Genomic DNA, 14,461 nt, shown 5'->3' with positions numbered 1-14,461 from the left:
TCAGGGAGCAGCAGCAGGGAAGCAGAGGACCGAGCTATGGCGGTTGAATGGGTTGTCGCTGCGGGTGTGGTGGTGGGCGCCAGTGCGTTGTTGTGGGGCTTGAGTGCCTGGATGACACGGCGCATAGAAGCCACCGTTCCGATCAACGGGCGTTTCGTCGAGGTCGATGGCGAGCGCTTTCATTATGTAGACGAAGGTAAAGGCCCGCCGCTGGTGATGGTTCACGGGCTGATGGGCAGCAGTCGCAACCTCACCTATGCGTTGTCCGGGCAATTACGTGAACGCTTTCGGGTGATCACCCTGGACCGCCCGGGCTCCGGCTATTCCAGCCGTGGCGCACACACGGCGGCAGACCTGCCGGCCCAGGCCCGGCAAATCGCCGCGTTTATCAAAACCCTCGACCTGGATAAGCCGCTGGTGCTGGGCCATTCCCTTGGCGGTGCGATTGCTCTGGCACTGGCGCTTGATCATCCGCATGCGGTGTCGGGGTTGATTCTGGTCGCGCCACTGACCCACCCGCAGCGCCTGTTGCCGCTGGTGTTCCTGTCACTGGCCGTGCGCCCGGCCTGGCTCCGGCGCTGGATGGCGCACACCCTGACCATGCCCGTGGGGCTGTTGACCAAAGGTTCGGTGGTCAAGGGCGTGTTCGCCCCGGATGCCGCGCCGCCGGACTTCGCCACCCGTGGCGGCGGCTTGCTGGGGATGCGCCCGGACAACTTCTACGCCGCCTCCACCGAGATCAACACGGTCAACGATCACTTGCCGGATATGGTCAAGCGCTATCCGCAACTGACCCTGCCGATCGGCTTGATTTATGGCGCGCGCGACAAGGTGCTGGACTTCCAGAAGCACGGCCAGGCCCTGGCCAGCAAGGTGCCGGGGCTGAAGCTGCAAGTGGTGGAGGGCAGGGGCCATATGCTGCCGATCACCGCCACAGAGCGCGTGGTGGCGGTGGTGGAGCAGATTGCCAAGCGCATTAAGCCTGCCGAAAGCGTTGCGTTGCAGCATCCGCCGTTGGCGTTGGTGAGCAAATAATTGCGTTACCCGACTCGCGGTTCAAGGGCGTCAAGGCTTGCTTTAGACACCTGACCAAACGGCAAAAAAAGAGACTGCCCGGTCACGCTAAAAAGCCTTCGAGAAACTAGTTGACGACCTAACGATTCCGCGCTATTAATTTTAAAAAATTATTTCAATGTGTAATTTGAAACAATTTTTGAAATGCCTAAGAGCGAATAAAATAATGAAAAAAACGCCTTTTATCGCATACCCACTCTGCCTCGTTCGGAGGCTGCCATGAACCAGACTATGGCAAGCCCAACCGTCTGGACCGATGGCAAGCGTCACCTGTGGTGGCTCGGCATCATGCCGCTGGCAACCCCATTGCTGTCCGGCGCCCTGGCGATTACCACCGGCGTACAGCAACTGTGGTGGGTCGGTGTGCTGGTGATCTTCGGCCTTATCCCGCTGATCGACGGCCTGCTCGGTGAAGACGTCAGCAACCCACCTGAATCCGCCGTCAACCACCTCGAATCGCAAAGCTACTACCGCTGGATCGTCTACACCGGTGTGTTGTTCGTCATCTCATCGGTGGTGATCACCGGCTGGCTCGCCGCTGGCGGCATCGACTGGATCATCAGCGGCGGTCTGCTCAACGCCACTGCCCATCTGGACCCGTCGAGCTGGCTGGCCAAGGCCGCCGCCTTCATTACTGCGCGCACTGAGTTGCACGGCGCGGTCAGCTGGTTCACTTACCTGGGCATGGCCATGTCCACCGGCGCCGCCACCGGCATTGCCATCAACACCGCCCACGAGCTGGGGCACAAACCCAGGCCGCTGGAAGTGTTCCTGGCCAAGGTCACCCTGGCGCCGACCTTCTACGGGCACTTTTACACCGAACACAACCGTGGCCACCATGTACGCGTCGCTACTCCGGAAGATCCGGCCAGCTCGCGCCTGGGTGAGAGTTTCTGGGCGTTCCTGCCGCGTTCGGTGTGGTTCAGCGCCATGTCGGCCTGGAACCTGGAGCGCGAACGCCTGCGCAAACTTGGCCTGCCTGCCTTGCACTGGAAGAACGCGGTGCTCAGCGCCTGGATGTACAGCCTGGTGTTGTGGGGCGCGATGATTGCCTGGTTGGGCGCGGCGGTAATTCCGTTCCTGATCATCCAGGGCATCTACGGGTTCTCGTTGCTGGAAGTGGTCAATTATGTCGAGCACTACGGGCTTAAACGCCAGAAGTTGCCCAACGGTCGTTATGAGCGTTGTTCGCCTCGGCATTCGTGGAACAGTAATCGGATTGTCACCAATATCTTTTTGTTCCAACTTCAGCGCCACTCCGATCACCATGCCAACCCGACCCGCAGTTACCAGTCGTTGCGCCACTTTGATGAATCGCCGCAACTGCCTTACGGTTACGCCAGCATGATTGTCTGGGCCTATGTGCCGTACTTATGGCGACGGCGCATGGACCACCGTGTATTGAACCACTATGCCGGGGATATCACCCTGACCAATCTTCAACCCTCACAGCGGTTGAAGTATCTGGAGAAGTACAGCAACAGCGCGACGCCGTTTTAATCTGAACTAACGCGTGTGTGGTGGAACTCGGGGTCTGTGTACCACGCAGGCCTTCTTCGCCCAGGATTCATCGGTTTTATTGCAAGTTAGTGGTTTGACCCTACAACAATAATTTCAAGGGAAGGACGTACACCATGCAAAGCCCTGCCACCTTTACTGCCCATGTCATCCTGGCCGCATTGGGCCTGATGGTTTACCAACACGCCCAGGCTGCGCGTATCGAGCCGGCCGGCAGCGCCTTTACGGCCCAAGGCCCGATCAGCTTTTCCAAGGGCGCGCTGATCAGCGCCGACTGCACCATCAAGGTGGCCGGCAAGGTCGCGGCCGATGGCACGTCGGTGAATGTCGACAAAGTTGAATTCGACGGCGGCCTTAAATGCAGCCGTGTCGAGGCCATCAACTTACCCTGGGTGTTAACTGCCAAAGACACTAAAAGCGGCTCGATGTCGAACATCAGCGTGGATGTGCATGCCTTCGGTTTAGGCGGCAAGTGCGGCCCGTCCATTGCCAACGGTACCTGGGATAACGCCACCGGCAAGTTGGAAGCCGCCAATGTACCGATTGGCGAAGACTGCAAGATCAAGACGGTGTCGATCAAGATGCCGCCCACCTTCAAAGTGGTCGAATAAACGAATTCTAAAACTGTAGCGGTAAGTGCATTGAAATTTGGCTGGAAAGGGAAGTTCTGCAGTTTCACCGTGACCTCTCGATCATGGCCATTACCCCTGGCGAAATGACTCGCCATAACATGTGAGGAAAAACAATGAAAAGCTTGAAAACCCTCGTTTGTGCAACTTCTTTTGCTCTGTGCTTTGGCGCGGCTTCGATGGCCAGTGCGGCTTCCATCACCCCCGATGGCCCGTTCTCGACTAACCCCGGCACCATCGTGGTGAAGTCGCCTTCGTCCTTCGGTGCTGCGGTGACCTGCGGCATCACCTTTACCGGCAACGTTAGCGGTGGCGTGGCTTCTATCAATGGTGCCACCTTGACCGGTGGCGGCCTGTGCAGTTTGCCTACCCTGACCAACCTGCCTTGGGTGCTCACTGCTGCAACGGGCACCACCGGTACCGTGACCAATGTCGGCTACAAGATCACCTCGATCCCGGCCACCAACTGCGGTCCTACCCCTATCGCTGTGGCATGGACTCCAGGCACCAAGACCCTGTCGGCTGCCAACCAATCGCTGAGCGGCAACTGCACCGTGGTTTCCCTGAGTGTCGTGGCTCCGACGCTGTCGGTTAACCCGTAAGCGCGTCACTCCGTAAGGGCTGATCACCCGTAGAAAGGCCGGTACCTCCCGCGAGGTACCGGCTGCGGGAAAACCACCGGCGGAGCCGGTTGGATTCGGTGTTTATTGTCTGGGGAACATGACAATGCAAAGCCTTAGAAAAACAGCCCTCCTGGGTTCAATGATAGTCGCCCTGGGCGTGGTTTCATCGGCAGTGTGCGCGGCAGGTTTCAGCCCGCCGGGTCCGTTCAGCAGTACCAATGCCAGTGTTGTATTGAAATCACCGGCCACCTTCCAAGGGGCCATGACGTGCGGTTTGAGTCTCTCGGGAACAATTGACGCCAATGGCGTTGCCACTATCAACAGCGTCATCCCGGCCGGCAATGCGCTCTGCGCCTTATTTAAACCTGTCGACTTACCGTGGACCGTGAACCTGAGCAGCACCAGCCAAGGTGTCATCAACAATGTGGGGTTCACCATGCGCAACCTGTGGGGGACTGACACTACCCACTGCGGTCCCACCAATGTTGTGGCCTCCTGGGACAACGCATCGCATGTGTTGAGCAGCGTCAATCAAGCCATGGCTGGCAACTGCACGCTGGTGTCGTTGAACGCCACGCTGACCGGTTCGATTACTACCAATCCCTGAATGCATTACCCGTATCAGAACAGGCGCGTTCTTGAACCACGCCCTGTAGCACACGACCCACCGGCAGGGGCCGGGCGTAAATAATAATAAGGAGTGCCGCATGAATAATAAGAAACAACACGCTCACACGTTATTGGGCCTGGCCCTGCTGGGCGGCTTGATGACCACGGGCACCGTACAGGCGGGCGGTTTCTCTACGCCAACCTATGGCGCTCCGGGCTGGGGCCGAGCATTTGGTGGTGGTTCGCTGTTCAAGAACGATCCGAGTGCCGCGTACAACAACCCGGCGGCGATGGCGTTTATCGACTCCACCATTGCGCAACAAACGGTTGACTACGCACGCGTTAAAATCAAATACAGCGGCCAGGCGTATGACTATGCCGGCAACCCTGTGACTAATACGCCCGTGCTCGATGATCAAGGCACCATGGGCGACCCGGTGTTGAACAACAACGACGGTGGCCAAGGTGGTTTTACCGCGTGGCTGCCGACCGGGTTCCTGGTTATTCCCATGGGCGACCGGTTTGCGTTCGGCTTGAGTCAGGTGGTGCCACAGGGCATGCGCACGACTTGGAATGAGAACTCCAAGTTTCGTGATTTTGCCGTCGATACCAAAATCGAAACGGTTGGCCTGACAGGCTCGCTGTCGTTCAAGGTCAACGATCAGTTCTCCATCGGTGGTGGTGCAATTGTCCAGCGCAGCCAGGGCTTCGTCAGCCAGAACGTGGACTTGTTAGCCGCTGCCGCTGTGTCTCCAGGGCTTGGCGGGGCGGCATTCCCATCCGGCGTTGGCGAGTCGCTGATCCGGGTCAAGGTGGATAACATTTCGGTTGGCTGGTTCGGTGGCGTGGTCTGGAAACCCACCGACAAAGATACCCTCGGCTTGAACTATCACGCCAAAATCAAGAACAAGATGACCGGCAAGTACAACATTAAAACGGATGCGATCGGCAGGAATGCCATGACTGCTCCACAAGGGCCGAATGGCGAAACGCTGGTGGAATTGGCCTACCCAGGCTTGAAACTATTCCCGGACGGTGCCCACGCAAGTACTCAGCTGGATATTCCCGCCACTGCGTCGATTGATTGGGTGCACCAATTCAACGACCGTTGGACCTTGGGCATGAGCGCAACCTGGACCGAATGGTCGTCCTTCCAGGACCTGACACTCAAGTCTCAGGGCACCACGATTGTTGCGATTCCGTACAACTATAAAAACTCGTGGATGACCTCTATCGGTGGTGACTACAAAGCCACGGATGAGCTGACATTGCGCGCGGGTGTCGCCTATGACCAGACGCCTACACGTAACTCCACGCGTGACCCACGGATTCCCGACGGTGATCGTTACTTCCTCGCCTTTGGTGCCGGTTATGACATCAGGGCTGTGCCGGGTCTGTCCGTTGATGCCGCGTATTCCCACCAGTTCGTGCAGAAGGTCAACCTCAAGACCAAAAACGTCGATCGCCTTGGCGAAGGCCAACTGAACGGTACGGCCGAGTCTTCCGGCGACGTGGTGAGTGTGTCGGCCACGTATAAATTCTGATCCAGTAGCGCCGCTGCAGGCGAGGGCGTCAAGCGCATCTTGATGCGCTCGACCTGCAGCGTTTCATCCCTGGGTTTTTGGCTGAAGCGTTCGGCCGCTTTTTTTTGGTCAAAGCATTAAATAAAAATTTCAAAACAAAATTTGAATTTATCCCTTCAAGTTTGTAGTGTGGTTTTACGCCCTCGTTCATCCCGAACGAGCGACGCGCACGCCATACCCTGAATTGAGTAGAGGTATCCCCATGGTTATCTGGTTATTGATGGGTGTCGCAGCCGCGATTGCCCTGGCCTATCGACAAGCCGCTGCTGCCCTGTGGCTGGGCGTCGGCCTGGTCTGGCTGGCGCTTGGTTATCTGTTCAATGGGGTCGCAGGCTTTGGCGCCAGCGTCGCAGCCATCCTGGTGGTACTGCCCGCCGTGCTGATGACGATCAAGCCGCTGCGCCGCACGCTGCTGACCAGCAAGGCGCTGGGCCTGTTTCGCACGATCATGCCGGCAATGTCCGACACCGAGCGCGCCGCCATCGAGTCCGGCACTGTGTGGTGGGACGCCGAGCTGTTCAGCGGCAAGCCCAACTGGCAGCGTCTGCTGCAAGCCGCGCCGGCCAGCCTGAGCGCTGAAGAACAGGCGTTCCTCGACAACGAAGTGGAAACCCTCTGCGACATCGCCAACGACTGGGAAACCACCCAGGTCTGGCAGGACATGTCCCCCGAAGGCTGGCAGTACACCAAGGACGCCGGGTTTCTGGGCATGATCATTCCCAAGCAGTACGGCGGCAAAGGCTTCTCTCACTATGCGCATTCGCAGGTGGTGATGAAGCTGTCGACGCGCTGCTCGGCGGCGGCGATTTCGGTGATGGTGCCCAACTCCCTCGGCCCGGCGGAACTGCTGCTGCATTACGGCACCGATGCCCAGCGTAATTACTATTTGCCACGCCTGGCACGCGGCGAAGACATCCCGTGCTTTGCCCTGACCAGCCCGTATGCCGGCTCGGATGCCGGGGCGATTCCGGACCTGGGCATTGTCTGCAAAGGCGTGCACGAAGGCGAGGAAGTGCTGGGTTTCAAAGTGACCTGGGACAAGCGCTATATCACCCTTGGCCCGATTGCCACGGTGCTCGGCCTGGCGTTTCGCGCCGAAGACCCGGACGGATTGCTTGGCAAGGCCGGCTCGCTGGGGATTACCTGTGCGTTGATCCCCACCTCCCATCCGGGCGTGAACAGTGGTCGCCGGCATTGGCCGCTGAACGCGGTGTTCCAGAACGGGCCGACCACCGGCAAGGATGTGTTTATTCCGCTGGAATGGGTGATTGGCGGCCGTGAACAGGTCGGCAATGGCTGGCGCATGCTGATGGAGTGCCTGGCGGCCGGGCGCGCCATTTCGCTGCCGTCGGCCAACGTCGGCCTGGGCAAGGTGGCGGTACGCGGCACCACGGCCTATGCGGCGATGCGCAAACAGTTCGGCCTGCCCATCGGCAAGTTCGAAGGTGTGCAGGCGCCCTTGGCGCGCATGGCCGGGCATTTGTATGCCTGCGATGCGGTGCGCAAGGTCTCGGTGGCGTCTTTGGATGCGGGTGAAAAGCCCTCGGTGATTTCGGCGATTGCCAAGTACCACGTCACCGAGCGCGCGCGGATGATCGTCAACGACGGCATGGACATCGTGGCCGGCAAGGGCATCTGCATGGGGCCCAATAACTTCCTGGCCCGCGCCTACCAGCAAAGCCCGATTGCGATCACCGTAGAGGGCGCAAACATCATGACCCGCTGCCTGATCATCTTTGGCCAGGGGCTGATTCGCTGCCATCCGTATGTGTTCCGCGAGATGGAAGCGGCGCACAACCCGGATCGACGCAAAGCCCTGGAAGCCTTCGACAGCGCGATGTTCGGCCACCTGAGTTTTGTGCTGGCCAATACCGTGCGCGCTGCGGTGCATTCGCTGACCGGCGGGCGCTTGCTTGCCGCACCGGCCAAGACCGACCCGGCGCTGGCGTCCTACTACCGCCAGGCCAATCGGCTGTCGGTGGTGCTGGCGTTGATCTCGGATGTGTCCATGGGCGTGCTCGGTGGTGCGCTCAAGCGCAAGGAAAGTATCACCGGGCGCCTGGGCGATATTCTGTCGCAGCTGTACATCCTGTCCTGCGTGCTCAAGCGCTTTGAGGACGACGGGCGGCCACAGGCCGACTTGCCGCTGGTGCACTGGTCGGCCCAGGACGCGTTGCTGCGCGCCCATGAAGCCCTGGCCGAAGTGCTCGACAACTACCCATCGAAACCGGCGGCAGCCGTGGTGCGTGCCTTGAGTTTCCCGTTCGGTATTCCCCAGCACAAACCCTCGGACCGTTTGCTGGCGCAAGTGGCCGACGTGGTGCAAACCCCCGGCGAAACCCGCGACCGCTTGCTGGCCAATTCCTACATTCCTCGCCCGGAAATCGACAAGCTGGCCTACGGCGAGCTGGGCTTCCGGCTGTTGCCGCAAGTGGAGTTGATCGAGGCGCGGCTCAAGCCCGCGATCAAGCAAGGCCTGATCGAACCGATGCCGATTTCCGCCACGGCCTTTACCGGCTGGCGGGTCAAGGCGCGGGCGCTGGACCTGATCAGCGATGAGGAAGACAGCTTGCTCGGGCGTTATGTGGAATATGCCGACCATGGCATTCAGGTCGACGATTTCCCGCAGGATTTCGGCTTGCTGGAGGCTTTGCAGCAACGCAAGCAAGCCTTGGAGCCGACGACCAAACGCCGCAGCAGCCAAAGCGAAAACGCCTCAGTTAGTTAACACGGTCAGTGTGGGAGCTGGCTTGCCTGCGATAGCGGTTTACCTGGCACACCGCTATCGCAGGCAAGCCAGCTCCCACAGTTGATCGGGTTTACAGGGAAAGAATATTTTATGAGTGACAGCTACCTATCCTTCGTCAATTCCCCCTGGGGCCGACGCCTGGCCCAAGTCATCGGCCTGCCGCAACCCTTGCCTTTGCAGCGCCACCGCAGCGGCCAGCAAGGCCTGGCCAACCCGGTGATCGTCGCCGGGGCAGGGCGCCTGGTTGCGCAGGTGCAACAGCTCTTCAAAGACACCGACACCGTCGCCGCCACCCCGGCAACCCTCAAGGCGCCGTCCACGGTCAAGGTGCAGGGCGCGGTGTTCGACGCCACCGCCGTGCTCGACCTGCAACAACTCGACGAGCTCTACGTGTTCTTCCACGCCAATGCCAAGCGCCTCAGCCAGCACGGCCGCGTGGTGGTGCTCGGCACGGCGCCGGAACATTGCCAGGACTTGCCCCAGGCCATCGCCCAGCGTGCCCTTGAAGGGCTGGTGCGCTCGCTGGCCAAGGAATTGCGCCGCGCAGTCACAGTGCAATTGATCTACGTGGCGCCGGGCGCCGAAGACGCGCTGGCCAGCAGCCTGCGGTTCTTTTTGTCGCGCCGCTCGGCCTATGTGTCGGGCCAGGTGGTGCGCCTGGAAAAACCCGTGGACGGCCAGGTGACAGTGAACTGGGACAAACCCTTCGCCGGCCGCCGTGCCCTGGTCACCGGCGCCTCCCGTGGCATTGGCCTGGCGATTGCCCAGGTGCTGGCCCGCGACGGCGCCCATGTGGTTTGCGTGGACGTGCCCCAGGCCCAGGCTGCGCTGCAGCAAGCCGCCGACAGTGTGAACGGCTCGGCCTTGCCGCTGGACATCACCGCTTCCGATGCGGCCGCGCTGTTGCAGGCGCATGTCAGCCAATACGGCGCATTCGACGTGGTGGTGCACAACGCCGGGATCACCCGCGACAAGACCATCGCCAAGATGACCGAAGCCGCCTGGCGCAGTGTGCTGGCGGTCAACCTCGAAGCACCGTTGCAGCTCAGCAGCGCATTGTTGGAGGGGCAGGGCTTGAACCCTGGCGGGCGGATTGTGTGCGTGTCGTCGATTTCCGGCATTGCCGGCAACCTCGGGCAAAGCAACTACGCCACCTCCAAGGCGGGCGTGATTGGTCTGGTGCAGGGCCTGGCCCCCCAGGCGGCTGCGTTGCAGGTCACGGTAAATGCGGTGGCGCCGGGGTTTATCGAAACCCAGATGACCGCGAAAATCCCGCTGATGATCCGTGAGGCTGGGCGGCGCATGAACTCGCTGTCCCAGGGCGGGCAGCCGATCGACGTGGCCGAGACCATCGCCTGGCTGGCGCACCCGGCGTCCGGCGGGGTCAATGGCCAGGTGGTGCGCGTGTGCGGCCAAAGCCTGCTGGGAGCCTGAACCATGGACTACGTGACGCAGATCATCGACCCGCCACCGTCACGCACCCAGCTGTTGCTGGACGGCGTGCGCGCACTGCGCAAACCCAAGCTCGACGGGCCGCCGCCATTGCCTGCAGAACGGCTGGTGCGTTCGGCGGTGGAACTGAGCGCCACTGGCATCGCCGCCTATGGCCGTGCCTGCGGTTTTCGCCGTGAACAGGGCGTGCCGCTGTCTTATCCGCATGTGCTGGCGTTCCCACTGCACTTGATGTTGCTGACCCGGCCGAGTTTCCCGTACCCGGCCAGTGGCATGGTGCACCTGGCCAATCGCATTCGTCAGCACCAGCGTTTGCACGAAGGCCAGGCATTGCGCCTGGAAGTGTATTGCGAGCGCTGGGTGGCGCACCCCAAGGGCCAGGCGCTGAGCATCGCCACCCGCGCCTTTGCGGCGGATACGTTGGTGTGGGAAAGCGACAGCCTGTACCTGCGCCGCGACGTCAAAGACCCGGTCGGCGAACCCTGGGACGACGTGCTGGCCTTGCAGGAAGACGGCCTGTTGCGCACCCAGCGCTGGGTGCTGCCGGCCGACCTGGGGCGCCGGTTTGCCAAGGTCTCGGGGGATTTCAACCCGATTCATACCTCGGTGATCGGCGCCAGGATCTTCGGCTTTCGCCGCGCCATCGCCCATGGCATGTGGACCCTGGGCCGCGCACTGGCGGCGCAGCAACCGCCGGGCGGGCTGGATCAGGCGCAAGCGCATTGCGACTTCAAGCTGCCGATCTTCCTGCCCGGCCAGGTTGCACTGTGGAGCCGCCCGGTGACCGGCCCGCGCCGTGAGTTCGAAGTGCGCAATTTTGCCGGTGACAAACCGCATATGCGCGGGCTATTTATTTGGAAAGAGAGCCACGAATGAGTGACTACAGCTTCAACCCGGCCCCGACCCGCCGCGTGGCGATTATCGGCGGCAACCGTATCCCGTTTGCCCGCTCCAACACGGTGTATGCCCACGACAGCAATCAGGACTTGCTGGTGGCTGCGCTGCAAGGCCTGGTCGAACGCTACAACCTGCACGGCCAGCGCCTGGGCGAGTTTGCTGCGGGCGCGGTGATCAAGCATTCGCGCGACTTCAACCTGGCGCGTGAGGCGTTGCTGTCTACCACATTGTCATCTGACACCCCTGCCTACGACGTACAGCAAGCCTGCGGCACCGGGCTGGAAGCGGCCTTGCTGGTCGCCAACAAAATCGCCCTCGGCCAGATCGAAGTGGGCATCGCCGGCGGTGCCGACACCACCTCCGATGCGCCCATCGGCATCAATGAATCGCTGCGCCACACCTTGCTGGCGGCCAATCGCGCCAGGGGCATGGGCGCCAAAGTGAAGGCCTTGCTGAAGGTGCGTCCGTCGATGTTTTTCAAGCCGTTGCTGCCGCGCAATGGCGAGCCGCGTACCGGTTTGTCCATGGGTGAACACTGCGAAGAAATGGCCAAGCGCTGGCAGATCAAACGGCTGGCCCAGGATGAACTGACCCTCACCAGCCACCAGCGCCTGGATGCGGCCTATAAGCGTGGCTTTTTTGACGACTTGATCACTCCGTATCGTGGCCTGGCCCGTGACAACAACCTGCGTGCCGACACCAGCCTGGAAAAACTCGCGGGCCTGTCTGCGGCCTACGACCGCCAGAACGGCACGCTCACGGCGGGTAACTCCACGCCGCTGACCGACGGCGCCTCAGTGGTCTTGCTGGCCAGCGAAGCCTGGGCTGCCGAGCAGGGTTTGCCGGTGCTGGCCTACCTGCGTACCGGCGAAACCGCTGCGGTGAACTTTGTCGACGGCACCGAAGGCTTGTTGATGGCCCCGGCGTATGCCGTGCCGCGCATGCTCAAGCGAGAGGGGCTTGGGTTTGCCGACTTTGATTTTTTTGAAATTCACGAAGCCTTTGCCGCCCAGGTGCTGTGCACGCTCAAGGCGTGGGAAGACCCCGACTATTGCCGCGAGCGTCTAGGCTTGGAGGCGCCGCTGGGTGCCATCGACCGCAGCAAGATGAACGTCAACGGTGGCTCCCTGGGCTGTGGCCATCCGTTTGCCGCCACCGGTGGCCGGCAACTGGCGGCGCTGGCCAAAACCATCCATGAGAACGGGGGTGGGCGCGGCCTGATTTCGATTTGTGCAGCCGGCGGGCTGGGCATTACCGCCATCGTCGAAAAATAGCCTGATCAAAAACAACAATAAGGAGACTGCCATGAACGCTGTAAGCCAGGAACACACCGAACGGGTCTGGTTGAACGCCTACTTGCCGGGCGTGCCGGCGGACATCGAGGCCGGTATCGAGGCCTACCCGTCGCTGCGCGAGGTGTTCCTGGAGCACCTGGAAAAATTCCGCGAGCGGGTCGCCTACGTCAGCATCGGCACCGAAATGACCTACGCCGACTGGCAGGTGCAAGGCCAGGCGTTCGCCGCGTGGTTACAGGGCCAAGGCGTGAAAAAGGGCGACCGTGTGGCGCTGATGATGCCCAATTGCTTGCAGTACCCGATCTGTCTGTTGGGCACGATCCTGGCCGGTGCGGTGGTGGTCAACGTCAACCCGTTGTACACCTCCCATGAACTCAAGCATTTGCTCAAGGACAGCGAAGCCGAAACCCTGGTGATCTTTGAGAACTTCGCCCATACCTTTGAAAAAGTCGCGCACGGCAGCCGTGTCAAACGCGTGGTGGTGGCGGCCATTGGCGATCTGCTGGGCACCTTCAAGGGCGCGGCGATGAACTTCATCCTGCGGCGCGTGCAAAAGCAGGTGCCGGCATTCAAGCTGCCGGGTTCGGTACGCTTCAACAACGTGTTGAAACAGGGACGGGCGCTGAACCATTTTCCGGTGGAGATGCACCTCGATGAGCTGGCGTTTTTGCAATACACCGGCGGCACCACCGGGGATGCCAAGGGCGTGATGCTCAGCCACCGCAATATCATCGCCAACCTGTTGCAAGCCAAGGCCTGGGTTGGGGACCAATTGGACCAGGACAAGCAGGAAACCAACGTGACCTTGCTGCCGCTGTATCACATCTTTTCGCTGACGGTGAACTGCCTGATGTTCATGTGCCTGGGCGGGCGCAATATCCTGATTGCCAACCCTCGGGATGTGAAACGAGTACAGATGATTTTGCGCAAGGAGCGCTTCAATGGCATTGCCGGGGTCAACACTCTGTTTAACGGCTTGCTCGAAAACAAAGAGTTCTGTGCGCGGGATTTCTCTGACCTGCGCATGGTGATTGCTGGCGGCATGGCCACGCACACGGCGGTGGCCAAACGTTGGAAGGAGGTCACGGGGCTGCCGATCATTGAAGGTTATGGGCTGACGGAATGCTCGCCGGTGGTGAGCATCAGCCCGATCAACATTGCGCGCATGCGCGAGATGGAATTCACCGGCAGCATCGGCGTGCCGTTGCCGTCGACCTGGGTGCGGTTTATGCGTGAGGACGGCGAGCTGGCGGAGATTGGTGAGCAAGGTGAACTGCAAGTGCGTGGCCCGCAGGTGATGCAGGGGTACTGGAAGCGGCCCAAGGAAACCGCTGAAGTGCTGGATGCCCAGGGCTGGCTTTCCACCGGGGACATTGGGGTGATGGATGAGCGTGGGTATATTCGGCTGGTGGATCGCAAGAAAGACATGATCCTGGTTTCGGGGTTTAACGTGTATCCGAATGAGATTGAGGATGTGGTGGCGTTGCATCCCGGTGTGGGGGAGGTGGCGGCCATTGGGGTGGAAGATCCGGTGACGGGGGAGAAGGTCAAGATCATCGTAGTGCGCAAGGACCCGAGCTTGACCCAGGAGCAGATCCTGGCCCATTGCCGGGAATATCTGACGGGGTACAAGGTGCCCAAGTATGTGGAGTTTCGCAGTGTCGAGTTGCCCAAGACTACGGTGGGTAAGGTGCTGCGCCGGGCGTTGCGTTGATTTGCTTTAACTGTGGAGCTGGTTGATCGGGTGTATATCCGTTATTTGGGTGATGGCGGCTTAGGGTTCCGCCCTGACGGCGGGTCACTTTTTGAAGGACCAAAAAGGTAACCAAAAAGTCCTCGCCCCACCACTCGGCACCTCGCTTAGGCTCGGTGTGCCAGAACGAAGGCTTGAATCCGTGGGCCGCCGCGATGGGCCATCCTTGGCCCAGCGCGGCTAACCCGGCGTCCTGCCGGGTTAGCCACGGATTCAAGCCTGCGTTCGGCCATCGTGGTTAACGGGGCGTCTGAGATCAAAAGCAGATCAAGATCAAGA

At 60.7% G+C, this 14,461-nt stretch carries 11 protein-coding genes; all 11 read left to right on the top strand.

What is annotated here, in order from left to right; genetic code table 11:
* The first annotated feature begins 36 nt into the window (after positions 1-36).
* The 11 genes from FFI16_RS13280 (at position 37) to FFI16_RS13230 (ending at position 14,143) form a co-directional block, all read left to right on the top strand.
* Positions 37-1,035 (top strand): alpha/beta fold hydrolase, encoded by a 999-nt coding sequence (locus FFI16_RS13280; protein ID WP_138815923.1) that lies wholly within the window; start codon positions 37-39, stop codon positions 1,033-1,035.
* 258 nt (positions 1,036-1,293) lie between these two features.
* Positions 1,294-2,574: an alkane 1-monooxygenase gene (locus FFI16_RS13275; protein ID WP_138815924.1), complete on the top strand. Its 1,281-nt coding sequence runs from the start codon at positions 1,294-1,296 to the stop codon at positions 2,572-2,574.
* Between the two features lie 134 nt (positions 2,575-2,708).
* The gene (gene praA / locus FFI16_RS13270) at positions 2,709-3,203 is read left to right on the top strand and encodes an alkane oxidation protein activator PraA (RefSeq protein WP_138815925.1); all 495 of its coding nucleotides are present in this window, start codon (positions 2,709-2,711) and stop codon (positions 3,201-3,203) included.
* Positions 3,204-3,337: 134 nt separating this feature from the next.
* Entirely contained in the window at positions 3,338-3,823 is a 486-nt protein-coding gene (gene praB / locus FFI16_RS13265) for an alkane oxidation protein activator PraB (protein WP_138815926.1), read from the top strand.
* A 124-nt stretch (positions 3,824-3,947) separates the two neighbouring features.
* On the top strand, positions 3,948-4,451 hold the full coding sequence (gene praB / locus FFI16_RS13260) for an alkane oxidation protein activator PraB (RefSeq protein ID WP_138815927.1): 504 nt from the start codon (positions 3,948-3,950) through the stop codon (positions 4,449-4,451).
* 100 nt (positions 4,452-4,551) lie between these two features.
* On the top strand, positions 4,552-5,997 hold the full coding sequence (locus FFI16_RS13255) for an outer membrane protein transport protein (protein ID WP_138815928.1): 1,446 nt from the start codon (positions 4,552-4,554) through the stop codon (positions 5,995-5,997).
* Between the two features lie 241 nt (positions 5,998-6,238).
* Entirely contained in the window at positions 6,239-8,764 is a 2,526-nt protein-coding gene (locus tag FFI16_RS13250; RefSeq protein WP_138815929.1) for an acyl-CoA dehydrogenase, read from the top strand.
* A gap of 111 nt (positions 8,765-8,875) precedes the next feature.
* Positions 8,876-10,219 (top strand): 3-oxoacyl-ACP reductase, encoded by a 1,344-nt coding sequence (locus tag FFI16_RS13245; RefSeq protein WP_138815930.1) that lies wholly within the window; start codon positions 8,876-8,878, stop codon positions 10,217-10,219.
* 3 nt (positions 10,220-10,222) lie between these two features.
* On the top strand, positions 10,223-11,113 hold the full coding sequence (locus FFI16_RS13240; RefSeq protein WP_138815931.1) for a MaoC/PaaZ C-terminal domain-containing protein: 891 nt from the start codon (positions 10,223-10,225) through the stop codon (positions 11,111-11,113).
* Positions 11,110-12,408: an acetyl-CoA C-acetyltransferase gene (locus FFI16_RS13235; RefSeq protein ID WP_138815932.1), complete on the top strand. Its 1,299-nt coding sequence runs from the start codon at positions 11,110-11,112 to the stop codon at positions 12,406-12,408. Before FFI16_RS13240 ends, FFI16_RS13235 begins: the two co-directional genes overlap by 4 nt.
* A gap of 31 nt (positions 12,409-12,439) precedes the next feature.
* A complete protein-coding gene (locus tag FFI16_RS13230; protein ID WP_138815933.1) occupies positions 12,440-14,143 on the top strand; it encodes an AMP-binding protein in 1,704 nt (567 codons plus the stop codon).
* Positions 14,144-14,461: the final 318 nt, after the last annotated feature.

The organism is Pseudomonas sp. KBS0710 (genome assembly GCF_005938045.2).
Classification (GTDB): domain Bacteria; phylum Pseudomonadota; class Gammaproteobacteria; order Pseudomonadales; family Pseudomonadaceae; genus Aquipseudomonas.
Note: the sequence above shows the minus strand (reverse complement) of the source record. Positions and strands in the feature narration are given on the sequence as shown.